Raw genomic sequence first — 26523 nt, forward strand, 5'->3', positions numbered from 1 at the left:
TATGACAACTCAAACCACTCCTGCTGGGATAAACATACATACAGGTACCGCAGCGCCATTAAATCAAGCGAATGTCGATACTGACCAAATTATCCCTAAGCAGTTTTTAACTGCTGTAACTCGTAGCGGTTATGGTAAACATTTATTCCATGATTGGCGTTATTTGGATTTACATGAGCAGGAATTAAACCCTGAATTTTCTTTAAATAAACCCGAGCACCAAGGCGCGAGTATTTTACTAGTTCGTGAAAACTTTGGTTGTGGGTCAAGCCGTGAGCATGCCCCTTGGGCCTTAGATGATTACGGTTTTAAGGTACTTATTGCCACGAGTTTTGCAGATATATTTTATGGCAATTGCATCAACAACCAATTACTGCCTGTTCAGCTTAAAAGTGAACAAATGGATATATTATTCTCATTAGTAGAACAAGACCCAACTACCAGTATTACAGTTAATTTAGAACAGCAAACTGTAGTGGTTGGAGATCACAGTTTTAGTTTTGAAATTGCAGAGCAACATAAAACTAATTTGTTAAAAGGCCTTGATGCCATTGGTCAAACCTTAGAGTTAGACGCACAAATCACTGCTTTTGAAAATAGCCGCCCAGCTTGGCAACAAGTTTAGGTATCACTGATTAAAGGTGACGCCAAGAGCGTCACCTTTAATATTTAATATTCCACTTTTCTTTAAACTTAGATAACTCACCGCTTTGTTGCATCTCTAGAAATGCTTTTTGAAAAGCAGTAATAATTTTAGGATCCGTATTTATATTAAAAGCTAACCCTAAATCTGAGCTGAGATTTTCAAAGTTAAAAACTGGCCTAATATCACTAAACTCATATCCTTGAGACTCTAGTCTATAACGCATCACGCTTTCGCCACTCGCGATAAAGTCGGCCCTGTGCTTGTATAACATGCCAACCAACTGACTCTCAGTAGATACTCTCACAAGATTAGTAAAGCCCCGGTCGGTCAACACATCTTCAGGGTTAGTGTTTCGAATAACAACAAAGTGATAGGGGGTTAACTCTTCTTGCTGCAAGAATTTATTTGGAAACCTCTCTTTCAAAGCCCAAACAAACTGTGGCTCACTGCTTAAAATACCAATCCAAGTGAAATACTTCTGGCGACTTTTAGTACGAGCGATAGAAAAGATTAAAGTGTTATTTTCTTCTTTAGCTATTTTAAGGGCGCGGCTCCAAGGTAAGGCACTAATGTTTGCGGTATATTCAGTTTTGTCGAATAAAGCTTCAACCACTTCTACAGCAAAACCGCTCAATTGGCCGCTTTCGGTTTTAAGCTGATAGTTTTGAAAATATTCAGTCACAACATGAATTTTAGTGTTCTTGGCATGGGCAACATTTACCCATAAGGCCATCATTAACAAGCATAACCAAGTTAAACTAGATATATAGTTTTTCGTGCACGTCATAAAAGGCATTAACACCAACCTGAAATAATAACCGCCCACTCACATAAAGCTTAAATAGGCCAATTTAAAACATTCTTGCTCTAAGCTTTGGTCCTTCAAAATTACATACCGACACTTAGTACAAGAAACGCTGGATACACGCTAAGAGATCACTTTTAATATGAATGAGAATAATAAAAAGAAAATCAATTGCTTAAAACTATTCTAAAAACAAGTTTAGTTCAGCAGCTTATTTTTTAATAGTCTAGCTTGACACTTATTTTAATCAATAATAAGTACGAAATAGAAAAAGAGGGAGGAGTTAGGTGCAAGGCACAGACTAGCAAAACTAGCTGCACCTTATCTTAAAAAACAAAAGGTAAAGGTTACTGAGTTGGTAAGGTCACTTTCACCTGATATGTCTGCCCTGACTCAACATTTTCAATACAATCACCATCAAGTAATACTTCATTCACCCAAACCTGTTGCTCGTTACAGCTCTTTTCTCGAGTAAACTTAATATCAAAGGTTGCACCTCTAAATTCTCGCGTTATTGTGGCGCTTTCCCAGAGACTAGGTAATTGAGGTTTGATGTTTAAACCTTGTTTACAGCCAGAGACTCCAAATAAGTTTTCTATCAAACACCTATAAAACCAAGAAATAGTACCCGTATTAAACAACTGGCTCGATTTACCTGCTTCAGCTGGGTATTGATAGTAGGCTCCTCGGTAGTAATTAGGTATAAACAAAGGCAGTTGCCCTCTTTTATGCATATCCTCTCGGGTGGGCAGCATGCTCTTTAGCTGCTTAAATGCCATATCCCCTTCACCTAAGGTGTAAAGACTATAAATATAAAAAGCATTTGCGTGATTATATACTGAGCCATTTTCAGCCGTACCTGCAAACTTCTGGGTTACCCTGCCCACATCCTCAACCATACTGGTGTAACTCGGGGCTAACATCATACAGCCATAAGGGGTTTCAAGGTTTTCTGAAATTGTTTTCAACATCAAGGGGATTTGCTCAGAATTCACCGCACCACTTAAAAACGCCCAACTTTGAGGGTTAAGGAATAATTGACCTTGCTCATCTTTTTCAGTGCCAAATACCCTTCCATCATCTGTAATACCACGCGCAAAACGATCACCTGCCCAACAATGGAGATTGACTTTTTGGTTCATTTCTTCAGCTTTAGCCAACAAAGTACGAGTTTTATCTGAATACTCCCCCTTGGCTGTTTGTTCTATCTCACCCCATACATTGATTGCGTAAGCTGAGGCTAAAGTTAACCAAGCAGATACCCCCTTACCTTTGTAGCCCACCATATTCATAGGGTCACACCAATCACCTTGATTGATATAACTCAAGCCACGTTCATCTCGGCTTTGCTCTAACCACTGCATGGCGCGGATAATATGCTCAGCGACGCTGGCTTGTTCTTCGCTGTCACTGAAACCAAGCATCTCATCTAACAGAGCATAGTCGGCAGTTTCATCTAAGTAAGCTTTCAAACAAATTGGCAGCCATACACAATGGTCTGTGTGAGGAACTTGGTTAATATATTTAAGCTCAGCCCCTTCAGCTATTAATACTCCATCTGGCATTTCACCCGTGGCAGCTTGTTGACTCAAGGCACAAAGAAATGCACTACGACTAACCTCGGGCAAAATATAGCTCATACCCATATTGTCTTGTAAGTAATTACGGGTTTGCGGATCTGTGGTTAAACGGTTTACATCTCCGTGGTAATAAAGTTGTCGTGCTAACCAATGATTCACATAAGCATCAAACTCAACATCAGGGGTTTGTATTTGTAATACGCCCTGCCCTTTTTGTAGGTAATCCTTGTATTGAGTCGCAAAAGAGTCAAAACAATTTGCTCCCAAAAGCGATGCTTTATATTCACTAATTTGTTGATGATCTTTAGCAGGGCCAAACAACAAATTAATTTTCTTAGTCTGTCCTTTGCCTAAAATCATATTGAACTGCATCACAGCAGTAGGCGTGCAGTAATTTGCAACACTGTTACTTAAATTTTCTGCAGAAATAGCACTAGGTTGATGCAGCCCTCCTTCACCTTCAAAAACATGTTGACTGGTTTCCCAGCCATCAACTTTCACATCTGCAGTTAAAAACGTTAGCTCGTGAAGAACTTGGTTTTTAAAATAATCTTGCACTTTTTGGTAAGGTTCAATACTTCTACAAACCACAGCATTTAAGCTTTCGTCAAATTGACCTGATTGATTCATCCACGAGCGATACCCCACAGGGAAATAGGGATACACACTAATATCACGCTCATTATCAGATAGGTTTTCTACCTTAACTTGCCAACACTCTACAGCGGTTTCTGTAGGTAAGCGCAGGCACAAAGTCACTCTTATTTGGTTATATTCTGACACCCAGCTGATTTGATGGGGCTCAGTGATAAATTCAAAATGTGTTAATGGAGCACGAACAGGCTCATAGGGAGCTGAAAAAATTGCGCCATCTGCCTTATCTTTGATATACACAAAACGCCCTGGATGATGGGCATAATAAGGTTGCTCGGGCTGCATAAAGGTTTTAGCTTCTAATGCCGGTCCAGATACATATTTACCTGCCTCTGGCTGCATAAATTGCGCGATTGCATAACCTCGGCAATTAGCTTGGATCAGCATCTTTTTGTTCCACAAAAATGCACTGGCATTTGGAAGCACAGTAGGACTTTTTAAGCTGTATTTCGCGCCCTTTTCATGGCGCTCAAGCACAGATGAATTAATTACTGACACTATCTACCTCTCGTGTTTCATTAAATTTGAGTTCTTTGTGAAGGTTTTTCATTTGTGCTTCATCTAAGGTGTAAAAGCGCACCACAAACACAGCTAGTATTGCAAACCCAGCAGGAATAAGGGTCATGAGTAGCACTATGCCCTGCTCAGAGCCAGCATTTTGACTTTGGTTGGCCACATAACCTAATGAGCTCAACATCCAACCAATCATGGCTCCAGCTAAGGCTCCACCTAATTTTTGTGCAAAAGCTGCAGCAGAAAACACCATGGCGGTTGCTCGCCTACCCGTCTTCCACTGGGAATAATCTGCCGTGTCTGCGTACATAGAAAAAACCAAAGGTGATTTAGGGCCAAGACATAAACCAATTGCCCCTTGCAAGGTGTACATCAACCAAATTTGATCTTTAGGCACAAAATAAAATGCCACAGATAATATCGCCACTAATGCCATCAGTAACATCAAGAGTTTTTTCTTATCTAAAAATCGCGTTAACAAGGGGGTACTTGCAGCACCCACTGCCAAAGAAACCATGTAGATAGTCAAAAACGTTGCTATTAAGGCTTCGCGATCCACATAATATTTAAAGTAAAAAGTTCCAACACTACCTCGTAATGAGATGGTCATCATAATCACTAGGGCTAAGGTAAAAAGTACGATCCAAGGCTTATTCGCCAATAAATCTTTAATATCTTGAATGACAGGTGTTTTTTGTCCCACAGGAGGAGCAATTCGCTCTTTTGTAGCTAAGAAGGTTAATGTAAATAAAACCAAGGCCACAAATCCATAAACAGACATAGTGAGCTGCCAGCCTAAAGCTTCATTACCTTGACCTAACAACTCCACCAACTTAGGTGTCATATAGGCCACTAAGGTCCCGCCAGAAAACGCCCCAATAAATCTAAAACTAGTTAAGGTAGTACGTTGCTGGCTATCAGCAGTAACTACTCCTAACAAGGCACCGTAGGGCACATTGATAAAGGTATAAGCCAACATCATAAATATATAGGTACAATAGGCCCAAACTAACTTACCGCCTTCATCCAGATCTGGAACAGTAAAGGTTAAAATACCTGCGGCAGCAATTGGAATGATCCCCCAAAGCAGATAAGGTCTAAACTTTCCAAATCGAGTCTGGGTACGGTCAGCAAGCGCTCCCATAATAGGGTCAGAAAACGCATCAATAAGCCTAGTCACCAACATCATGGTACCAACAGCTGCGGGTGACAATCCGAATACATCGGTGTAAAAAATAAACAAGAAGACATCAAATACACGCCAATAAAAATTAGACGCTACGTCCCCCATGGCATAACCGACTTTCTCAAAAACCGTTAATTTTTGATTGGATGGTTTATCGGTCATAAAGTACACCTCTGTTAATTAAACAACTTTAAAACATAATAAATACAATGCTATTACATAAATGAAAACGTTTACAGTTTTATTTATAGTAAGAGAAATAAGGAGGTTTTGTTAGGGTTTTTGAATGATGTGTAAGTGATGCTGATCTATGCTCGAACGTTTACCACTGGTTTCCAGCAATTTCAGTCCATGATTGAACTCTTCAATCCAATTTTGAGCATGGGGGTGATGCTTACCAACAACCAAATAAAGTGGAATATTGCCCAGCAGCTCATCAAATACTCTAATAGCTGGTTGTTTTTTATCACCTACTTTTATCCGCGTGGCATCAATATAACCATTAGTGATACCTGCGTCACTCCAGCCTTTGGTGACATGTTTGACACAAGCAAAGCCATCTTTTGCACGATTAACAACAAAATTAAACCTATCAATAATACCTTGTTCAATTGCTCCAATGCTGTAATCCAATGGATAACAAAGACGCTTTCCTTTAAGTTGCTCTATAGATAAGTAATCAGAATTTTGAGCAACATACATATGTATAGGTACATAATTTATAGGATCTGAATAAATAAATTGTTGTGCGCGCGCCTCGGAGTAAACAAAAGGAAACGCAGCCAATACTTGATTGTCTTTAGTCCACTTTAAAGCTCGCTCCCAAGGAACAATATCAAGTTCAATATTTAAATCTAGTTGTTTGAAAGTCTGCTTGATAACATCTACAGACCAGCCACCTTCGGGCAAACTATCGTCTACAAAAGGGGCGTAATTTCTGCCTGTTGCTAATTTTACCGAGCCCGTCTGAGGTAACTCTTGCGCTTGCCCATTAGCTAAGCCCACCCCAGCCCAAATAACCAACACACATGTAATTACAAAGCGTCGTTCAAAAATAAACATCTTGGCCCTTCTCAATCCTTCTTTATGGGTCAGTTTTTAAAAACACACCTTAAATTAATATAATGACATATCAGATATATGAATTTAGACACTCTCTTAAGTATCCTTAATTTAGTCAGTCAAAGCTTCATCTGAACATTAACCCGTAGCTCTTTAAGCTATCGAATATTAAGCTATTACCAGTCCGTCAATGCATCCATTGAAAACTCATGACCTTGGTAACTTAGAACCACCATTTGCGGAGAAATGCTAATAATTTCAACTTTACCGTCGATCATATCTCCTTCTTGCATTCGCGCACCATTGACTCTAACCCAGCGCTCGGCATCATCGGATGCATACATGTGTGCTGAAAACGACATACTAGGTAGCTCTGTTAAAACCCACACAGGCAACTGCTCTATTCTTGACACGCCATTAGCAGCGGTATTTTTCTGTACCTCTGTCTCGACAGGCTCATCTCCCACCTCAGACACAGCTTCTCTAAATCGAGCCAGTAAATCAGCTGAAATAGCAGGCTCCTCTGCGGCTACCGGCTGAGGCTGTATTTCTGGCTCTGGTGCTTGACTACTAACAACTTGAGGCGCTTGCTCAGGTATTTGTTCAGGCTTAGGGGTATCAGGTTGAGCTGATTTTGCATCCGTTTGAGTAGTATCAATTGTACTTGTTTCGGTTTCAGTCTCGATATCTTTAGGAGTTTCAAGCGCCTCATTTTCAACATCAGTAAGCTGAACCTCTGTGGTAGTTTGCTCTGGTTGAATCTCGACTAGTGGTGCAGCTACAAACGTAGCCTGAATTTCTTTATAGTGAGACAGTGCCCAGCCTAAACCAAAACCAGCAATTGCTATCAAGCCTGCTGTGGCATAACGTTTTGTATAAAATAGCCATGCTGAGGGAATATCTTGTACCGAAGGCAAAAATAAACTGCGATGAAAATGATCTGATAGACCATCATCGATTCGGGTATTCGTGACATTATTGCTTTCAAGCATTTGCCGCGTTGCTGACTTGTTGGTTTTCTCACGTTCAACTTCTACGGTTTGCTCTGGGTCAATTTCAACCTCTTGGATCCCCATTTCAATCAGGCCTTGAACCATAGCCTGGCTAGTGACTAACCCTGTTTTTCTGATGCGAACAGGACCATTTTGACGGGTCACCCGAATGATGACCATACCCGGGGTTAACCCATTAATATCAATTATTTTACCCATTTAGAGACCCCACCCAAAACCCTGCTGCCAGAGAGACTGCAAAAATCGCCAACAAGGCATAGGTCCAAAGTTTACTGCGCCTTTGCTTAACGACATCAGCTCCAAGAATTTGTTCTGCTGCCACTACAAATAAATGTTGTGGCACAACAGGGAGCTGCTTTGTAAAAGTAAGAGTAAGTGCTCTGTCACATAACAGGTTGATCACTCTAGGGATCCCGCCACTAATTAAAAAGGCAGTTTTAAGGGTGGCTTTTGAAAAAACACTAACATCACCATTTGCTACCCCTAACCTGTGACCTATATAGGCCCCAACTTCCGATGAGGTTAGTGGTAATAGGTGGTAACGAGCGGTAATACGTTGAGCCAATTGCCGTAATTCATTACGCTTTAAAAGTTGTTGTAATTCAGGCTGTCCAATTAGCACCACTTTCAACAGTTTTTCACGATTAGTCTCTAAGTTGGTCAACAGCCTTAACTGCTCCAACACTTCAGGTAAAAGATGCTGCGCCTCATCAACGATCAACACTGTATTGATGCCAGTCTGATGGTTACTTGCTAACTTATTTAAAATTTTATCAGTGAAATACTTCAAGCTGGCCCGTTCGCTTGAATATTCAATCCCAAGTTCATCACAGATAGTGGCCAGTAACTCCAATGCCGACAAAGTAGGATTTAAAATCATTGCCACTTGGGTGTTGTCGGGCAACTGCTGCATTAGCTTGCGAGAAACCGTAGTTTTCCCCGTGCCAACTTCGCCGGTTAACATCACAAAGCCACCACTTTCACGGAGCCCAAAAATTAAATGGGCCAAGGCTTCTTTATGCCTAGGGCTCATAAATAAATAGTCTGGGTTAGGTGCAATTGAAAAAGGATTATCGGTTAATCCAAAATAGCTTAAATACATAAGTTCGGCAGGCGCTCGTGGTGTTTAAATAACGGATTAAATTAGCCCACGTAAACTAACCAGTTAACTAGATATTGTCAAAGACACTATGGTAGTTTTTAATTGTATTTTCGTGAAAGTTAGCTTCTGCAATTAACTGGGCTAAGGCATAATACCTAGAATGAAAAAAATGAGCTTAATATGCAAACTTATTTAGTGGGTGGCGCGGTTCGCGACCAACTATTAAAGCGCCCAATAAAAGACAAAGATTGGGTGGTGGTTGGCGCAACGCCTGAACAAATGTTACAGCAAGGGTTTGTGGCCGTTGGGGCTGACTTTCCTGTGTTTTTGCATCCTAAAAGTAAAGAAGAATACGCATTAGCCCGTATAGAACGCAAAATAGGTAGCGGATACACAGGCTTTAGCTGTGATGCTTCCAACAAAGTAACCTTAGAAGAAGATTTACTACGACGCGACCTTACCATTAACGCTATGGCGATGGATGAACAAGGAAAAATCGTTGATCCCTTTAACGGCCAACAAGACTTAAATAATAAACTGCTACGCCATGTCTCCGATGCATTTATAGAAGATCCCTTAAGAGTATTACGTGTGGCTAGATTTGCTGCGCGATATCATTATTTAGGGTTTACTATTGCTCCGCAAACCTTAACTATGATGCAAGACATAGTATCATCAGGAGAGCTTACGGCACTTAGTGCTGAAAGGGTTTGGCAAGAAACCGCTCGAGCCTTGTTAGAAGATCATCCAGAAGTGTATTTTGAAACCTTAAGATCATGTGGCGCACTAGCACATTGGTTTCCAGAATTAGATAAACTTTGGGGTATTCCCAATCCACCTAGATGGCACCCAGAAATAGACACGGGCGTGCATATAATGATGGTTTTGCAACAAGTAACTCGGCTTTCAAAAACATTATCAGTACGCTACGCCGCGCTAGTACACGATTTAGGAAAAGGCCTCACCCCTTCTGAAAAGTGGCCTTCACACCGTGGCCATGAAAAACTAGGACTAGATGCAATCAAAGCCCTGAGCGCTCGCCTAAAAGTGCCTAATGAATGCCGAGATCTAGGCTTGATGGTAAGTGAATACCATACCCATGTGCATAAAGCTTATGAGCTTAAAGCCAGTACGATTTTAGCCATGTTAAACGCATGTGATGCTTGGCGTAAGCCAGAACGCTTTGCAGACTTTTTATTAGCCTGCAAGGCTGATGCTAGAGGTAGAACCACCTTTGAAGATATCCCTTATGCAAATGCGGATTATATTTGGCAAGCATACTCTCGAGCCGCTAAGGTTGATGTAAAAGCCATAGTTGCCAAAGGCTACAAGGGCCCTGCCATTAAAGAACAAGTAAACCAAGAACGTATACGTATTATCAACGAACTTAAAAATAGCGACAACAAATAAGGATCCGCTCCATTATGCTTACACCCACGCAACTAGCCACTATGTTAACGTTACAAGGCAATATGAATGCAAAAGTAAACCCTGACTGGCTAAACGCCGGTTATGGATATTTACGAGCCGCTATGATTGAGTCAGTTGAAGGCATTGAGCATCACGGCTGGAAATGGTGGAAAGCACAGCAAAAAGACTTACCACAATTGCAAATGGAGTTAGTGGATATTTGGCATTTTGCACTGTCAGAAATACTCATTAGTTTTAAAGGCGACGTACAGTTATCTGCAAATACCATAGCGGAGCAGCTCACATCAACTAAAACGGCCGTGACCTTTGACGGTAAAGATTACGATTTCAGTACCTTGGATATTTTAGATAATTTAGAACTGATGACAGGTTTATGTGCAGCTAAACGCTTTGATGTACCACTATTTATCAAAATAGTAGAACAAGCTGAAATGGACTCAGACGAGTTGTATCGCCAATATGTGGGGAAAAACATTTTAAATTTTTTCCGCCAAGATCATGGCTACAAAGACGGCAGTTACATTAAGGTGTGGAATGGCCAAGAAGACAATGAACATTTAGTAGAGGTGTTGAATAGTTTGGATATCAGCTTAGCTGACTACAGCGACCAAGTTTATACTGGTCTCAGTGAGCGTTATCCTAGTTAAACCTAACCTTAGTTAAAAAAGTATTCCTATACGAATTGAAATTCATTCCTAAAAAACTGTACCTTGGTGCAGTTTTTTAGTTTAACACTAAGGCAGCAATGATTGTTTTGGCTACAACCCCCTCTATTTGCTGTGACTGCCTATACTTATACCTAGTAATGCATCCTAATTCAGACGCAGTATTCACTCCTTTGCTACCAGCCAACTTACCACATTTTTTCTTACAAATAATTTGACCAAATCCCCTATGCAAACCAAGCTGACTTAACCTAGCTTCTAGTTATCGTGATACAGTTTAGACTGGTGTTTCGCTCTGATAATAGGCACCTCATAAAACTACAATAATGATTACAAGGGATAATACTATGCAGAACTTGTTTGAAAAGTTCGTCAATATAAAAATGCTACGGGCAGTTATTACCTGTTCAGTAGTGTCTGCTACGCTACTGCCAACTTCAATATTGGCAGCCAGTGATACTAAAACACCTTCTAAGCGATTTACCGCAGAACGTGTATTCGATATGGAATACGCAAAAGACCCGCAAATTTCTCCAGACGGTAAAACCATTGTTTATTTGCGTCAAAGCATGGATAAAACCACCGACAAAGACGCTGGTAAATTATGGATATTAGATATTAAATCAGGTCAAAATCGACCTCTAATTGCAGACCAATACGCCTCTTCTCCAGTGTGGTCTCCGGATGGAAAAAGCTTAGTATTTACCAGCTATCATAATGGTACACCTGAACTAAAGCGTGTTTTTATTGATACGGGCATAAGCTACTCATTGGCTCAATTGTTTGCCGGCGCATCTGGCATAGTTTGGTCACCAGATGGCAGTCACTTAGCCTTTAATATGTTTGTAGAAGCAAAGAAAACCTCATTTGCTAACCCACCAAAACAACCCAAAGGCGCACAGTGGAATAAACCTTTCAATGTAATAGATGAACTCACTTTTCGTTTTGATGGCGCAGGCTACCTACCAGAAGGTGCAAACCAAACCTTTACACTCCCTGTAAATGGCGGAACCCCAAGACAAGTAACCTTTGAAGAATCCGGACTATCAAACCCAGAATGGCTCGACAATCAAACCCTACTAGTCACTGGAAATTTAGCTGAGGACGGATACCTAGATTTCATCGAAAGTGAAATTTATAAACTAGATTTAAGCACGCTAGATATCACGGCATTAACCAGTAGAGATGGGCCAGATCACTCCCCCCTTGTTTCACCAAATGGCAAAACTATCGCGTTTTTAGGCTATGACGATAAAGTCTTGTCTTATCAACAAACTGACTTGTATGTAATGGATGCAGATGGCGGCAATGTTAAACCATTGGCTGCAGACTTTGCTGGTAGCATAGGTCAAACACTTTGGGCTCCTGATGGTAAAAGCTTATTAGTTTTATCAGAAGACCATGGTGTATTAAGTCTGTTTAATATTAGTTTAAAAGGCAAAGTCACCAAGCTCATCACCAATATAGGTGGTACATCAATTGGCCGCCCCTACGCAGCAGGTAGCTTTTCAGTTAGCCACAATAAAAAGCCTATGGTTGCCTATACCGCCGGCTTTAGCGATCGCCCCGCTGAAGTCGGTGTTGCCACTATAAAGGGTAAAGATCAACAAATACTCACTGCGCTGAATGACGACGTACTGCCCTACTTAGATATGGCACCAGTAGAAGAAATTAAAGTTAAATCTTCCCACGATGGGCTAGAGATAGAAGCTTGGGTGGCTTTCCCTCCTAACTTTAAAGCAGATGGAAGCTACCCAATGATTTTGGAGATTCATGGCGGCCCTTATGCCATGTATGGGCCTTTCTTTGCTAGCGAAATACAACGTTATGCAGCTGAAGGTTATGTAACAGTTTGGGTTAATCCTAGAGGCTCAACAGGTTATGGTGAAGACTTTGCACTAAGTATAGATTTAGCCTATCCAGGGTACGACTACGATGATCTTATGACAGTAGTAGATGAAGTAGTAACTAAGAAATATGCAGACCCAGAACGCTTGTTTGTAACAGGTGGCTCAGGAGGCGGAATTTTAACAGCTTGGATCACCACCAAGACCAAACGCTTTGCCGCAGCTGCGTCCATAAAACCAGTGATTAACTGGATGACTATGGCATTAGCAGCAGATATTGGTCAGTTTGTTAGAAAACATTGGGTACGAGCTGATCCTTGGTCTGAACCTGAGGTATATTTAAAACGCTCTCCCATCAGCTATGTAGATAAAGTCACCACACCTACTTTGTTGATGGTGGGTGAAGAAGACTACCGAACTCCAGCATGGGAAGCTGAGCAATTTTACACAGCATTAAAGATGTTAAAGGTAGATACGGCCTTAATACGGGTACCCAGTGCCCCCCATTACATAGCCTCTCGCCCCAGTCGTTTGGTCAGCAAAACCGATAACATTATGGGTTGGTTTGCCAAATACGACCCAGCGAAACAAGAGGCTGACGACACCGAATAATTAACCGCTCACTATGATATTGATAAGGGCATCACTTGTTGATGCCCTTTTTTTGGTTATTAGATCTGTAGCAACAAGCGAGTTCACTTAATCTATATTAAATCTGAGTTTAAGCTCTTTATATTCAGCTGACTTTACAAATATTTTTAGCGCCTGATTAAAGGGTTCAATATTACTTTTGTCTTTAAATGCCACGTTAAGGTAAGTAACAGGAAAGACAGCATGAAAACGAATCTTGTCGATTTGATCTGCCCATTCACTGTTTCGTAGGAAGTATTTGAAGATTTCTTTTTCCATAATCAAAGTATCGATACGTTTTTTCATTAACAAAACGTGTTGATTTTTTTGCTGGGGAATTTGCACATACAGTGGGCTGCTAAGTGCTGCGTCTTCAAACTCAGGACCTAGCACTTTGTGAGCAATCTGAAAACTTGCTATGGAATAATGTGATAAATCAGATATTTGTGTAATGTCGAAATTGTTTTCTTTAAGAGATATCGCCACGTTTTGATAAGTAATATAACTATCAGATAACACAGTTGTGTCAGTGAAAACATTACTGTTTGTGGTCATAACAGCATCAATATTTGGCATGGTAAGCATTTTAGAAGCGCGGCCATAGTTGACGTAGTTAAATTTTGCCTGCTTTCCCATTTTTGAAAAAACACTACGAATTATCTCTACCTCAAAACCACTATCTTCAGCTTGAATAACATAGGGAGGTTTATTTAGGCCAACGGCTATAGAAATAGTATCTGATGCGGCCACTGAAATACTAAAACTACAGAAAAAGAACACGGCCAGCTTTATTTCAAACTGTAAACTTACCTCCTTTAGTAATCTCTTTGTTTTCATTTTTCGTTCCTAAGCGAAGGAGCAAGCAACTATCACTTTGAGTTAGCCAAGCTTTAAGGTTAAGGTGTAAAATGCTCAGTAATGAGTATAAAGATACCCTTTACAACCTTATAAAAATAGAGACCTATGCTAAAAAACTATTTACACCTCTTCTCTTTTCACTACATATTCGTTTTTTCATGTTTATTGACTATCAGTCAAACAGCCCACGCAGAGCTAAATCAAGGCTTACAAAGTCGCTTAATACAAATGGCGCAGCAAGCCTTAGAAATAACCCAGCAAAGCGCCATAGATAACCAAGTGCTACAGCAATTACAAACGGATATATTGAATCTGCACACCCAAACTCTTGAAGAAATCGTATCTCTTCACGGCTGGCCTAGCCAATCCTTAGTAGGCAGCCAAGGGGTAAATGCAGCTGTGACTATAGTGAAGTATTCTGAAGACTTAAAGTTTCAACAAAACATGCTGCCACTTATTATTCAATCTTATATGAACGGCCAAGGGGTAACAGGGCAAAGTGTCGCTGATATCACAGACTTAGTGGCTATTAGAAAAGGGCAAAAGCAAGTGTTTGGTACTCAATACCAAATTACACATGGTAAGCTTGTTTTTAGCCCTATTGAGAATGTCCACTCCTTAGACCAATTAAGGGCTGAGCTGAACCTACCGCCATTCGCAGAGTTTAAAAAGCAGCTGGAGTTAACCAAGTTACCCTAAAACTTAAAACCTTGTGGTAAATACCCTCCTACAGCTTGAGTTGGCACTAACCCATTGGGTTTGCTTGTCCATACTACCAAGGCATATTTTTTAGCTGTAGCAGATAGTTTAGGATATTGAATGACATGCTGACCGCTGTGCATTTTTTGCTGCTGGTAACCTAGTACCATAAAATTATCACGCAAGGTCCTGTGGGCGTTTTCACCGGCTTTAACTTGGGTTTCAACATCAAAACCTAAAACGGCAACATGGATACGCCCCTCTTCTGCTTTCTTTGGATCAATATAATCATAATTGACTCTTACCCTATCTTGATCCGCGCTTACTGTTAAAGTGATATTAGATGTTCGTACAAGTTTACTTGTGTCTATAGCATTGCCAGTAAACCATCCTTTCCACTCATGGCTATTTACCACAAACCCTGGGGTGTATACCGAATTTATTAACCCAGCACTCTTAAAGCTCCTTTGCCTGTTTGAAAACTCAGCAGATGAAAACGGGTCTTTCCACCCAATGTAATCCCAATAATCCACATGAAAAACAATAGGTATAAACTTACTCCACAAATCAGGAGACTCAGTAAAACTATTCACCCACTTTTGAGCTGGAGGACAGCTACTGCAACCTTGTGAAGAGTATAGCTCTAACAATAGAGGGCGCTGTGAAGAAGACGTAAATTCAATTTTTTCAAAGCTATGGGCAGTAAAACTAGATAAAACCACTAACATTACCCAGATAAATTGACGTAACGCCGCCCCCCTAGCTCCACTACCTATCAAAAAATAATTATTCATGCTTAACCATCAAAAGCGAAATCATCAACTAACTATAAGACCCAAGTATCACAGTATCATCACAACAAAAATCACATTTTCATGTCATTGTGGACAGGTAAACAAGCAGGTGAAACCCAAATATTAGCCATGTTCATGCTAGATTGAGTGAACTTATCTGCAGTCTTTCCCTCGAAAGACCATAAAGATAAAATGATATCCAAGATTAACCAGTGAGTAAGTGATGAAAAATATACAAGGTGTAAAATTAGTAGCAACCCTAGCCGTAATAGCGGTTTTAACTAGCTCTTGTGCCTTTTTTGGACATAAGGGCTCAGGCCATAAAAACGAGCGTCACGAACGTCAGTACGCCCAGTCCTTCAATACCTCCCAATCTAAAGATTAAAATAACCTACAGACTTTAGTTGCCAGACGTTAACGAGAGCGTTTTAGCAAATAAACGAGGGTCATGGATTTTGGATAACATAGCGGGAGTGGGTAAGCAGTCAGGGTCAACATAGTCTGCAAAATCGGCGGTAGCATCGAAAACCAAAATATCCCATGCTAGGCGGTCTAACCCGTATAAACCACGATGAATCATATCAGCAGAAAACACCAATACGTCCCCAGCTGCAAGAGGAATGCTTGTAGCACCGGGTAAACTATCATTACTGCGTCTGCCATTTTCCTCTTCGCGGACATCTAGCTCTTCTTGGGTATCCCAACGTTTGTGAGTACCAGGTATTAACTCCATCCCTAGTTCATCGAACAAAGGCACTCGCAAGTGCACCACTTGGGTTTCTGCAATCGCCTTTTTTTGACCAGCAAGATCGTGATCATATTGACAATCTCGATGCCAAAAATCCTTTAACTCTGGGTTTATTGGATTAAAAAATAACTGGGTATTCATAAAAGCAGCTTGTGTGGGGATCAAAGACTCGATGACCTGCATCATTTTGGGGGAGCTAATGAAGTTAAATAGCGTCATTCTATCTGTTGCCCCAAGGTACTGGCTGCCAGTAACCAAAGAAGAGTTAAATGCCACCTCTTCATAGAACTTGGCGTTATCTTGCTTCCATTTTTCATGAAATACCGAAATAACATCTCTAAGAGCAGACATTTCCGATTCAGAAAAATAGTTGCGAATTACAAAATACCCCTGGTCTTCATATTGGGTTGCCCAACTTGTTTGCAGCGCTTTCACTAAACATTCACCAAAAAATATGCTTGGTTACACTTATTGGACATGTAACTCACCAGTTTCATCGTTTATAAATCCATGGCATACATACCCAACTAACAATTTAGGCTTTTTGCTTACATGTAAGAAGTGCTCGTAGCCAACAGAAAAAGCAAAAGGGTTAGCGTTATAGTCAGCATAATACTGGTCTCGTCCAAGGCGTGCTTCATTGACTCCAGAGGCAAAACTACTGATAAAATCATCCCGTTCGTTCATGATAACGCAAATCAAACCATCATTATTTTCAACCAGCTCAAGTAACCCAGCATCAATAAATTTATTCACCACAGTATGGTTAAAATATCCTGTGTATTGCTCGGTTTCCACATCATAGGTTACAGGCGTACCTTCCCCTTGAGCTTCCATCATTGAGCTAAAAAGCTCGCGGACTTTTTTAGAAATCATGTGTTTATAACTGCCTTAAAATAATTTGTTGCAGGCATGAAAGAACGCTATTTTATTAAAGTAATTTGCCTATATAATAGCCACGCATTGCTAATGCATAGTAATGCTTACCTAACCTTTAAGGATATAAAAATGAGCAAAACCAAAAAACAATTAGCAAAAGCTAATGGTAACAAAACCGAGCTAGGACGAGGAGAGATTAAAGACAACTTTTTAGCTGCGTTAGTCACCTCTAAAGTATACAAGATGCAGATAGTCAAACCTAAAAAAGGCAAAGGCTCTTATCAACGTAAAGCTAAAAATCTAAGACAAGAGTCTTATTTAATGGCTGCTTAGTATTTATCTGAGCTTTCATTAAATAAGACTTTTTACACATGAATATTAATTTTAACCGAGCCCTCATATCCCCACAGGGCTCCTATGGCTAAGCCTAATAAAAAAGCCCCAGACACTGCCGTTAATATTCATTGTCGCCAATGTAAAACCCAGCTATTTAAATACCGCAAAGGTGGTAAAAGGGCTTTAGTGAAATGCTTTAAAGAACGTATTACTAAAGACTACACTGTCACGCCATGCACTTGCCCCCATTGCCATACAGTTTTCGCCAGAGATACTTTAATTCGAGGCACGCCTGCATTCAAATTGATTGGCGGCAAAGTTATATCTAAATAACCTGAATACTGGATAAGCCGAACCTCTCGCTAAGGCTCTTTTTGTGCCTATCTAGGTTGGATTGTCTAGCAATACCACCTTATTACGCACAACAACCCGCCTCGCTATACACTAAAAATTTCGCCATCGAGTGAACCTTTACGTAAAGAGATTTAGGTGGGTAGCAGCAAGCCATTGATGTATATCATTAAAATTAGCTTTAACGATACTTCTTATCCATAAATCAGGTTAAGGAATTTCCTATTGTGAGTAAATCTCATATGGTGCAACTATGACTTAAAGCACTAGAAATTCACTTCATTATCAGTCAGTATCGCAGCCTAATTAGAATTCTATAACTCAAGGAATATCAATGCGTTACTTGATAGCCAAGATAATTGTTACCCTTTTATTCTTAACTGGTTGTGGTTCCACCACTATCAAATCCACTAATATATCAGCTACCAGCGCTCTGCCTGCTGGGCACGGCATAGTCGCTGTGCAGATGATTAATAACACAGATAGACTGGCTGCTTTGCACAAAGGTTGGACCGAAATAATCGTGGTTCGTACCGATAACATGGAAGAAATGAAACAAAAGGCAATAGAGAGAGCCAAAGCAAAAGCCAAGGCGAAAGGAAAGGTGTTTGATCCTGAAAAACTAGACTGGGATCCAGAAATATACTCTTTATCACCTAACGACATGGGTGTAATAGATAGCCAATTATTTGTTGGCAGTATGCCCAAAGGCACCTATATGATTTCCAGTTTGTATAGTTTCTTTTCAAATGGAGATGTTAGCTCTTGGTTAAGTATGCCTGTATTTCAAGCGGCAGGTAACTTTGAAGTAGACAGTAACAGGCTAACAAACTTAGGTAGCATGGTATTTCAACCACTTTTAAACGTGAAAGAAACATCATTCTGGAACAATAGATCCTCTTTGAAGGCTTATGTCACTCGCCTCAATGATGAGCAAGACTTTACTCGCTTTATACTCAGCCATTACCCTAACTTAAGTGACAATATTGATTTTAATGAAACCATAGGCTGGACCCCAGATGTGCTAGACAGCTTCCGAGAAAAACTCAGCCAACTATCACGTGAAAATGCATATGGTGAAATAGCCCTGCACTTAGAAGACAATGCTCAAGGAGCAATCGCCTCTAGATTTGGACAATTAAAGCGATTACAAAAAGATGGAAATTGGGTGCAAAACAACTTACCTACAAATGGTCAGCTTTCATCGGCAATCGAACTAGACAATACCCTAATAGTAGGCAGCGAAAGAGGGCTAGTTTTCGTTCAAGAAAATGGCACAACACAGTGGCGTGAGATGCAACCTGTATCCGCTAAAGAAGCTATCGTGTGGTTTGGAAAAGGTAACAATAAACACTATGCACTCACCAGCGAAGCTAAAAATTATCAAGTATATGAATTCGAATCCATATCAGCCCCATGGACACAAGTTGGACAATTTAAAAAGAAAGATAAAAATGACTGGTTAATCCAAAATGGCGGTCTCTTTCCTTGGATTACCCAAGGTGGAGCTTTGAGGGTTATTAACGATAATAAAGTTTATGATTATGACACTGTAACGGCTAGTTGGAGTTCAGCTAAAGCCAGCCCATTAGTTAAGCTTGCTAAGTTACATCACGGCGCTTTAGTTGGCCTTGAAGTAAGCCAATGGGATGGAATTGGCGACCAAGTATACAGCTTAGATGATGGTAAGACATGGCATGATATAAACCGTAATTTAAGTATATTCGGTGATGCAAAAAGTGATACCAGTCTTCCTACAATGCTAGCCGATAACACTATAGTTACCGTTGCCAGAGTGAAAACCAAAGGAAGTAAAAAAAGCCAGCTCAGAATCGTTTCTGCAGCAGCTGATAAAAGCGACAAAAGAGCCAACTGGAAGACACACGGAGCAACCCAAGACACCTGTTACACTATTCTTCCTGAGCTAACCAATAACACCACTGTATTCTTTCTTTGCGACAAAGGTGAAATTGTCAGCACTAAAGACTTAGGTGATACCTGGCAAACCGAATTAGATATAGATTTAGAGGATATGCAGAATCGCTTCAAAGCTATGGTGGATACCATAAACGAACAAGACGATGAAACCGAGTAACCTTAGATAAAAAGCGGCTAAGAACCCACTTCTATTTTAGGGGTGGGATATTTTTTTAAGCTATAAAAGAAAGAGGCTGAGCAACCTAATGGTTAGCTCAGCCTCTGGATATTCAATTTAACTTAAAGTACATAACCTTGTACTAGATTGAGTTCGGTTTAGACTTTTAAGGTTTAAAACTTAAAAATAACGATAACCAATTTCAGGTTAAGTATCTTGTTATGTAGATTTAACTTAAAGGGCGATAACTTTGTTAGCGCATGGACCTTTTTGACCTTGGCCTATTTCAAACTCAACAGCTTGACCGTCGGCTAAAGTAGCGTATCCGCCACCAGCTTGGATCTCTGAGTGATGTACGAACAAATCTTTGCCGCCATCTTCAGGAGTTATAAAACCAAAACCTTTGTCAGCGTTAAACCACTTAACTGTACCTTTACTCATATTAATGTCTTCTTTAATCGGTGAAATTTAATGACTAAACTCGCTATCACCATGACGTGCTTAGTTTTTTGAATCGCAGCTACCAGACCTTATATGTAAGCCAAACCTTTATTTTTTATAAGGTTTTAACGGCTTATTGTTCATGTATTTAGCTAACTCATTAACTAAATGTCTGATTAAGTGCGCAGAGATTAACAGATTAACTAGACATCTAACAGGATAACTACACATTCAAGGCAAACAAACTAAGAAATACTACAAATAAACGAAAAACGGTAAAATATTGCTCAAAAATGACGCTTTACTAGCAACTGCTTTAATTGCTTGTTGCAAGAGAGCGTCGAAACAGCAACAAACTGCCCCCAAAAAATAAACTTCCTAAACTTACCATAGTCACCAATTGGGGCCAGATAATAGTAAAATCAGCACCACGAAACACAACAGCCTGAGAAAAGGCCACAAAATGCCGGGATGGTAAAAACCAAGTGACTGGCTGTATTAATTGGGGCTGGCTTTCAATTGGCGACATACCTCCCGATAAAGTCATCAAGGGAATAATAACCATCATTACCAATAAACCAAATTGGGCCATGGTTCTGGCAATCGTCCCTAAAAATATTCCAATAGCGGCAGCCGCAAACAGGTACAAAGTCGTTCCAGTGATAAGCAATAACCTAGACCCAGCTAACGGAACATCTAATGCCCAACTAACCACAAAATACAAAGACACCCCAAAAGCCAACAATATAACTAAGCCATTAGCCCATACTTTAGCCATGACAATTTGAAATGCAGTTAACGGCATCACCATTAAATGTTCAATAGTACCGTGCTCGCGCTCCCGTAATAATGCCGAGCCGGTTAAAATTATGGTGATGATAGATATTTGATTAATTAAGGCATTAATAGCACCAAACCACATGCCAGTAGCATTAGGGTTAAACGCAAACCGCTTAACCAATTCAACAGAGCTTTCGGTACTGGTATCGGTGCGATTGACAAACAGGTTTACCTCTTTGGTGATAATGCTTTGTATGTAACTACTGCCAAGGCTCGCTTGTGACACTGCCGTAGCATCCACATTAATTTGCACATTTGGCTGACGACCTTCGCGCACATCACGTTCAAAATTAGGCGGGATTTCAACCACAAACATAAACCTACTTTGGTCCATTGCAGCATTAACTTGATCCGCTGTAATCAATTCAGGCACATTAAAATAAGGTGGATACAGGGCATTAGCAATAATACCTGACAGTGCGGAATGATCTTCATCTACTATAGCTACCGAAGCATTATTGACAGTTTCACTGGTTGCAGTAGCTTGACCATAAATGGCTAAGGTAAATGAGTAAATAATCAGTGCCACCATACCTTTGTCACTCACAATACTGCGCAGCTCTTTGGTTCCTAGCCAAAAAATATTCAACCATGTTTTTAACATTTAGGTCTCCTGCTTCTTTAAAAACAAGGTGGCGATTGTGACTAATATGGGCCCCATAATAGCGAGAATAATTAAGTCGTAACCCAATTCATAAAAACTTAAGCCCTTAGTGAAAGCTGCCACACTTAAATGTAAGTAATAAGTGGCGGGCCAAATTGAACCAATAAAATAAGCGCTTCCCTCTAAGGTAGAAATTGGCTGTAGTAATCCAGAAAAAGAAAGAGTCGGCATAGCGGTAAGAATGGTTGTAGCAAAGACAGCTGCCACTTGTGACTTAGTAATAGAAGACACTAATAAACCAAAACCAGTCGCTGCAAACACATATAAAAAAGCCCCAAGCGTCAATCCAGCTAAGCTACCTTTAATGGGCACCTGCAACACAAACACCACTAATAAAGTTAAAATACAAAAGTTAGCCAAACCTATGCCTAAATAAGGTAACTGCTTACCTAGTAAAAACTCTAAAGGCCGTGTTGGCGCTACATAGAAGTTAGTAATGGTGCCAATTTCTTTTTCTCTAGCAATACTCACTGCCATCAAAATGGCTGGGAACATTAACAGCAATAAAGCTGGCGTTTTTGGACCAAAAGAATAAATAGACTCAAAAGAAGGGTTATATACATACCTAGGCTGCAATGAGACTTTCAGTGCTGCACTGGCATCAGTACCAGCATCTGTTGCAAGTTGTGTTAAGTATCGAGAATGACTTCCTTCCACATAACCTTCAATGGTGCCTGAGCGCAAGGTATTGGCACCATCTATCCACACTGATACTACTGGCGTGTGGCCAGCTTTTAAATCACGCCCAAAACCTGACGGTATTTCAATAGCCAAGGATATATCATTGGCTTTTAAGCGTCGCTCAACTTCTGCGGCACTATGTAACTCAGCTTGTTCCAGAAAATAATAAGAGCCAGAATAGTGACTCAGATATTGGCGACTCTCTGGGGATTGATCATTATCTAATGCCGCATAACGTAAATTTTCAACATCTAATGAAATACCGTAAGCCACCACAAGTAACAAAATAGCACTTCCGAAAAAGGCAAAGGCGAGACGCACTGGGTCACGCATTACTTCCATAATTTCCAAATAACTGTAAGCCAAAAGTCGCGTAAAACTAAAGCCTTGTACTGCCTTTTTAGATGAAGGATGCACTGCATTAGTAGACTCAAGGGCCGGTGCCTTCAAAGCCCCTTGAATTTCAGTTGTGGCATCTAGCGTTTCTGATTGTTGCTTTGAGGCATTACTGGCATCTTCTAGGTAATGAATAAACGCCTGCTCAAGTGAATCGGCCTGCTTAGCTTCAATGATTTGTTGGGGAGTGTCATAGACAAGTACCTGGCCTGCATGCATCAAAGAAATACGATCACAACGCATAGCCTCATTCATAAAATGCGTTGATATAAAAATAGTGACCTTATCTTTACGGGACAACTCAATAAGCAGCTCCCAAAAACCGTCTCGAGCAACAGGGTCAACACCCGAGGTTGGCTCATCAAGAATTAGCATTTCTGGCTCGTGGATCACAGCTACAGCTAAAGACAAACGTTGTCGCATCCCCAAAGGCAGCTCATCAGCTTTTTCATCTAATTGTGCCTGTAAGTCAAATCGCTCCACTAAACTTGCTATTCGCTCTTGGCACTTTTTAGAACTCATATGGAACAAACGTCCATGCAAAACTAGGTTTTGTTTTACCGTAAGCTCTCCGTAAAGCGAGAATGCCTGAGTCATAAACCCCACCCGCTTGCGGGTGTCTAAATCGTCTGCATTCAATGGCTTACCAAATAATTTAGCTTCACCTTCAGACAAAGGTAACAAACCTGTTAGCATTTTCATTGTGGTGGTTTTACCGCAACCATTCGATCCTAAAAAGCCAAATATCTCCCCTGCCTGTATTTCAAAGCTCACATTATCCACAGCAACAAATTCATCAAACCTTCGAGTCATTCCCTTGGCAACTATGGCTGGAACCCCATTACTTTTTGCTAATGGCGGAATAGTTAGTGAATGACTGTCGCCCCGCTTACTTTTAGGTAATAGCTTAACAAAGGCACTTTCAAGATTATCTGTGGCTGTTTTGTTTTTTAATTCCTGGGGGCTACCTGTATCTAAAACTTGCCCTGCATCCATAGCCACCAACCAATCAAAACCGTCAGCTTCATCCATGTAAGCCGTTGATACAATCACGCTTAAATCAGGTTTTTCTTGGCGAATAGAATCAATTAACTGCCAAAATTGACGGCGGGATAATGGGTCAACCCCAGTGGTAGGCTCATCTAAAATAAGTAAATCAGGGTCGTGGATAAGTGAGCAACATAAACCAAGCTTTTGTTTCATGCCCCCAGATAATTTTCCTGCTGGGCGTGGTAAAAAAGGATACAAACCCGTGGCTTTAGTTAGACGTTCAATTCGCTCTTTACGCTCCGGTGAACCTTGGCCAAACAGCTTTCCAAAAAAATCGAGGTTCTCATTTACGCTAAGATCAGCGTAGAGGTTTTTACCTAACCCCTGGGGCATATAAGAAATTTTATGCCTAACTTGCTCTCTATGTTTAGCGGAAGTCATGTCTCCCCCCAAAACCTCAAGCTTACCTTCTTGCAGTTTGCGGGCCCCAGAAATAAGGCCTAGCAAGGTAGACTTACCTACGCCATCAGGTCCAAGTAAACCTATCATTAAGCCTTTGGGTATAGATAAATTCACCTTATCTAGAGCTTGTACCTTTTTATAGCCATGAGAAAGGTTGTTAATACATACAAGTGGTTGTTTATCATCAGCCATATGCTGTGGTTACCCTATTGTGATGTATCTGTGGCTGACTGATACCCTAATGGCAAGTTTTGTAAAAATTCTGGCCAAGGCGTTGCTGACTCTCCAGCTTCTGGAGCCAGTTGAATATATGCCACCCCTCGTACACCCGTTTTCACTATCTCGATATGTTCTTGCACCAAAGCTTGGGGAACTCTTACTTTCACGCGAAACATCAGCTTTTCTCGCTCGGTAGCGGTTTCAACGGATTTAGGGGTAAATTGGGATTCAGGTGAGACAAAGCTAACACTTGCAGGAATGATAGTGTCCATAAAATCCAACTGAATACGCGCTGGCGCACCAATTGAAATTCGCTGCACCACAGAGGATGGCAAATACACTTCCATGTAGATATCTGTCAAATTCAATAAGGTTAATACCTTGCCACCACTACCTAACACTTCACTTGGTTCGGAGAGACGATATAAGACTCGCCCTTTGCTGGGCGAAACTAAAGTGGAGTCATCTATTTGGGTCTGAATTTCTAGTACGTTAGCTTCTGCTGCATCCACATTACGTAATTTAGACACTAACATAGCTTCGGCTGCTGCCACATTGGCCTTAGCGACGGCCAGCTGACTAACTTTAGTGTCGTAATCTTCAGTGCTGGTTAGTTGTTTTTTCATTAACTCTTTGGAGCGAGCCAGTTCTTGCTCTGCCAGTACTTGCTGCGCTTGGCTTTGTGCTATAGCAGCCTGAGCGGATGCAACTAAACTTTCTGCACTGGCCACTGCGGCTTGAGCTTGGAGTAACATGGCCCGTAATTGACTGGTTTCAATGGTTGCAACTACTTGCCCTGCCTCCACTAAGTCACCTTCTTGGACCAAAATAGAGTCGACACGCCCTGCAATTTTAGTGGAAATATCGGTTTGTACTGCCTCTACACTGCCATTACCAAATGCTATGCCATCGGGTACAGCCGGTGCTTGCATCTTTTGCCACAACTGCCAGCCCACAATGACAACAAGAGTGGCGAATACGGCCACCAATAATTTTTTTAAGCCAGTCGCCATAATTGAAAACTCTCCAGTAATAACTGAAGCCTATTATGATTCTGGTTAAAAAAAAGTCATTGATGTGGGTCAAGCAAAGGTTGGTTGATACTATTTAAAATAACAAAAAGAAGTGTCGGAGCTGGCAGGTATCATATTCACATAGCCAAAAGGCTCTGCCTAGCTCCCTATTAAGGATTTTTGTTGGTACTTTATAGATAAAGAAATGCGTTTATTTAGTTTCAGGTTTTTCAGTTAACTTTTCTGCCAACTCATAATTACCTTGGCTAAGTGCAATATCCACTAAGCTATTGCCTGAACTATCTTTTGCATCTAAGTCTGCGCCAGCTTCTGTTAAAGCAGCAATGGTCTCTGTACGATTGAAAAGAGTGGCAAACATAGCTGCGGTCTGGCCATTTTGGTTAGCTTGGTCAATATCACAATCAGCGCCAATTAATGATTTTATCGCACCAAAGTTACCTTTAAAGATTGCCCCCATTAGTGCTGTATTACCTGAATTATCTTCTTGGCAAGCATTGGCGTTAGCTTCATCAATTAAATAGTTAACGGCATCAGTTTCGCCGTGATAAGCAGCTAGTATCAAAGCTGTGTAGCCTTTTTTATCTGCTACGTTTGGGCTTAACCCTGCAGCATAATAAGCTTTTAAGGTATCGATATCGCCTTCTCTAGCGGCATCAAAGTAAATCGTTTTTAATTGTTCATTGTCCACCGTTTCTGCGTGGTTGAAAAATGCCACGGTTAGAAACAACAATGTCATTAACGTTTTTTTCGGTAATTGCATGATATTCGTCATAGTTGAATCCTCTTAACAGTAAACCTATGAAAGTTGTGAAATAAAATTCGGCGTGCTTACTAAAAATTTGTATCACACGCCGCTCTTAAATTTAGGTCTAACCGCTACTCTGTTATTGTTAACTGAATGC

General features: G+C 40.6%; 24 protein-coding genes. 9 read left to right on the forward strand and 15 right to left on the reverse strand.

The features are described 5' to 3' along the window. The first annotated feature begins 1 nt into the window (after nt 1). Nucleotides 2-625, forward strand: a complete 624-nt coding sequence (gene leuD / locus ACMUMK_RS15990) for a 3-isopropylmalate dehydratase small subunit (protein ID WP_414702147.1) — start codon at nt 2-4, stop codon at nt 623-625. 37 nt (nt 626-662) lie between these two features. Here the strand turns inward: leuD and ACMUMK_RS15995 are convergent, their stop codons facing one another. The 6 genes from ACMUMK_RS15995 to ACMUMK_RS16020 all read right to left on the reverse strand — a co-directional run bounded on the left by ACMUMK_RS15995 (nt 663) and on the right by ACMUMK_RS16020 (nt 8561). After that, nucleotides 663-1433, reverse strand: a complete 771-nt coding sequence (locus ACMUMK_RS15995) for a substrate-binding periplasmic protein (RefSeq protein ID WP_414702148.1) — start codon at nt 1431-1433, stop codon at nt 663-665. A gap of 365 nt (nt 1434-1798) precedes the next feature. Then, on the reverse strand, nt 1799-4183 hold the full coding sequence (locus ACMUMK_RS16000) for a GH36-type glycosyl hydrolase domain-containing protein (RefSeq protein WP_414702149.1): 2385 nt from the start codon (nt 4181-4183) through the stop codon (nt 1799-1801). Further along, a complete protein-coding gene (locus tag ACMUMK_RS16005; protein ID WP_414702150.1) occupies nt 4170-5546 on the reverse strand; it encodes an MFS transporter in 1377 nt (458 codons plus the stop codon). Before ACMUMK_RS16005 ends, ACMUMK_RS16000 begins: the two co-directional genes overlap by 14 nt. A gap of 111 nt (nt 5547-5657) precedes the next feature. Beyond that, a complete protein-coding gene (locus ACMUMK_RS16010; protein WP_414702151.1) occupies nt 5658-6446 on the reverse strand; it encodes a substrate-binding periplasmic protein in 789 nt (262 codons plus the stop codon). A gap of 176 nt (nt 6447-6622) precedes the next feature. Next, the gene (locus tag ACMUMK_RS16015; protein ID WP_414702152.1) at nt 6623-7657 is read right to left on the reverse strand and encodes a general secretion pathway protein GspB; all 1035 of its coding nucleotides are present in this window, start codon (nt 7655-7657) and stop codon (nt 6623-6625) included. Then, a complete protein-coding gene (locus ACMUMK_RS16020; RefSeq protein ID WP_414702153.1) occupies nt 7650-8561 on the reverse strand; it encodes an ExeA family protein in 912 nt (303 codons plus the stop codon). The genes ACMUMK_RS16015 and ACMUMK_RS16020 overlap by 8 nt, the downstream gene beginning before the upstream one ends. Nucleotides 8562-8741: 180 nt before the next feature. On the opposite strand from ACMUMK_RS16020, the gene ACMUMK_RS16025 reads away from it, so the two are divergent. From ACMUMK_RS16025 to ACMUMK_RS16035, 3 genes are all read left to right on the forward strand, one after another. Then, complete coding sequence (locus ACMUMK_RS16025; protein ID WP_414702154.1) at nt 8742-9971, forward strand: multifunctional CCA addition/repair protein; 1230 nt, start codon at nt 8742-8744, stop codon at nt 9969-9971. A 14-nt stretch (nt 9972-9985) separates the two neighbouring features. Further along, entirely contained in the window at nt 9986-10639 is a 654-nt protein-coding gene (locus tag ACMUMK_RS16030; RefSeq protein WP_414702155.1) for a dUTP diphosphatase, read from the forward strand. Nucleotides 10640-11004: 365 nt separating this feature from the next. Next, nucleotides 11005-13116 (forward strand): S9 family peptidase, encoded by a 2112-nt coding sequence (locus ACMUMK_RS16035; RefSeq protein WP_414702156.1) that lies wholly within the window; start codon nt 11005-11007, stop codon nt 13114-13116. A gap of 87 nt (nt 13117-13203) precedes the next feature. Here ACMUMK_RS16035 and ACMUMK_RS16040 read toward each other — a convergent pair whose 3' ends face one another. Then, a complete protein-coding gene (locus ACMUMK_RS16040; RefSeq protein ID WP_414702157.1) occupies nt 13204-13971 on the reverse strand; it encodes a substrate-binding periplasmic protein in 768 nt (255 codons plus the stop codon). Between the two features lie 126 nt (nt 13972-14097). Here ACMUMK_RS16040 and ACMUMK_RS16045 point away from each other — a divergent pair, with 126 nt between their 5' ends. After that, nucleotides 14098-14691: a DUF6624 domain-containing protein gene (locus tag ACMUMK_RS16045; RefSeq protein ID WP_414702158.1), complete on the forward strand. Its 594-nt coding sequence runs from the start codon at nt 14098-14100 to the stop codon at nt 14689-14691. On the opposite strand, the gene ACMUMK_RS16050 is transcribed toward ACMUMK_RS16045, so the two are convergent. Then, on the reverse strand, nt 14688-15485 hold the full coding sequence (locus tag ACMUMK_RS16050) for a DUF1223 domain-containing protein (protein WP_414702159.1): 798 nt from the start codon (nt 15483-15485) through the stop codon (nt 14688-14690). The two genes, ACMUMK_RS16045 and ACMUMK_RS16050, sit on opposite strands and share 4 nt — an antisense overlap. Nucleotides 15486-15708: 223 nt before the next feature. Between ACMUMK_RS16050 and ACMUMK_RS16055 the strand changes: the two genes are divergently transcribed. Next, complete coding sequence (locus ACMUMK_RS16055) at nt 15709-15870, forward strand: hypothetical protein (RefSeq protein WP_414702160.1); 162 nt, start codon at nt 15709-15711, stop codon at nt 15868-15870. A gap of 15 nt (nt 15871-15885) precedes the next feature. Here the strand turns inward: ACMUMK_RS16055 and ACMUMK_RS16060 are convergent, their stop codons facing one another. Continuing rightward, nucleotides 15886-16668 carry a phytanoyl-CoA dioxygenase family protein gene (locus ACMUMK_RS16060; protein ID WP_414702161.1) on the reverse strand — a complete coding sequence of 261 codons (783 nt, stop codon included), beginning with the start codon at nt 16666-16668 and terminating at the stop codon, nt 15886-15888. Nucleotides 16669-16701: 33 nt separating this feature from the next. Next, nucleotides 16702-17109, reverse strand: a complete 408-nt coding sequence (locus ACMUMK_RS16065; RefSeq protein ID WP_414702162.1) for a hypothetical protein — start codon at nt 17107-17109, stop codon at nt 16702-16704. 132 nt (nt 17110-17241) lie between these two features. Between ACMUMK_RS16065 and arfA the strand changes: the two genes are divergently transcribed. The 3 genes from arfA to ACMUMK_RS16080 all read left to right on the forward strand — a co-directional run bounded on the left by arfA (nt 17242) and on the right by ACMUMK_RS16080 (nt 19894). After that, entirely contained in the window at nt 17242-17445 is a 204-nt protein-coding gene (gene arfA / locus ACMUMK_RS16070) for a ribosome alternative rescue factor ArfA (RefSeq protein WP_289027767.1), read from the forward strand. Nucleotides 17446-17529: 84 nt separating this feature from the next. Further along, the gene (locus tag ACMUMK_RS16075) at nt 17530-17781 is read left to right on the forward strand and encodes a hypothetical protein (RefSeq protein WP_414702163.1); all 252 of its coding nucleotides are present in this window, start codon (nt 17530-17532) and stop codon (nt 17779-17781) included. A gap of 352 nt (nt 17782-18133) precedes the next feature. Continuing rightward, nucleotides 18134-19894 (forward strand): hypothetical protein, encoded by a 1761-nt coding sequence (locus tag ACMUMK_RS16080; RefSeq protein WP_414702164.1) that lies wholly within the window; start codon nt 18134-18136, stop codon nt 19892-19894. 234 nt (nt 19895-20128) lie between these two features. Here the strand turns inward: ACMUMK_RS16080 and ACMUMK_RS16085 are convergent, their stop codons facing one another. The 5 genes from ACMUMK_RS16085 to ACMUMK_RS16105 form a co-directional block, all read right to left on the reverse strand. Continuing rightward, the gene (locus ACMUMK_RS16085) at nt 20129-20335 is read right to left on the reverse strand and encodes a cold-shock protein (RefSeq protein ID WP_414702165.1); all 207 of its coding nucleotides are present in this window, start codon (nt 20333-20335) and stop codon (nt 20129-20131) included. A gap of 316 nt (nt 20336-20651) precedes the next feature. Next, complete coding sequence (locus ACMUMK_RS16090) at nt 20652-21779, reverse strand: ABC transporter permease (protein ID WP_414702166.1); 1128 nt, start codon at nt 21777-21779, stop codon at nt 20652-20654. Then, nucleotides 21780-24560 carry a ribosome-associated ATPase/putative transporter RbbA gene (gene rbbA / locus ACMUMK_RS16095; protein WP_414702167.1) on the reverse strand — a complete coding sequence of 927 codons (2781 nt, stop codon included), beginning with the start codon at nt 24558-24560 and terminating at the stop codon, nt 21780-21782. A gap of 14 nt (nt 24561-24574) precedes the next feature. Continuing rightward, nucleotides 24575-25600, reverse strand: a complete 1026-nt coding sequence (locus ACMUMK_RS16100) for an HlyD family secretion protein (RefSeq protein ID WP_414702168.1) — start codon at nt 25598-25600, stop codon at nt 24575-24577. Nucleotides 25601-25811: 211 nt separating this feature from the next. Then, nucleotides 25812-26393: an ankyrin repeat domain-containing protein gene (locus ACMUMK_RS16105; protein ID WP_414702169.1), complete on the reverse strand. Its 582-nt coding sequence runs from the start codon at nt 26391-26393 to the stop codon at nt 25812-25814. Nucleotides 26394-26523: the final 130 nt, after the last annotated feature.

Source organism: Paraglaciecola sp. 2405UD69-4, from assembly GCF_047525415.1.
Taxonomy (GTDB): Bacteria; Pseudomonadota; Gammaproteobacteria; order Enterobacterales; family Alteromonadaceae; genus Paraglaciecola.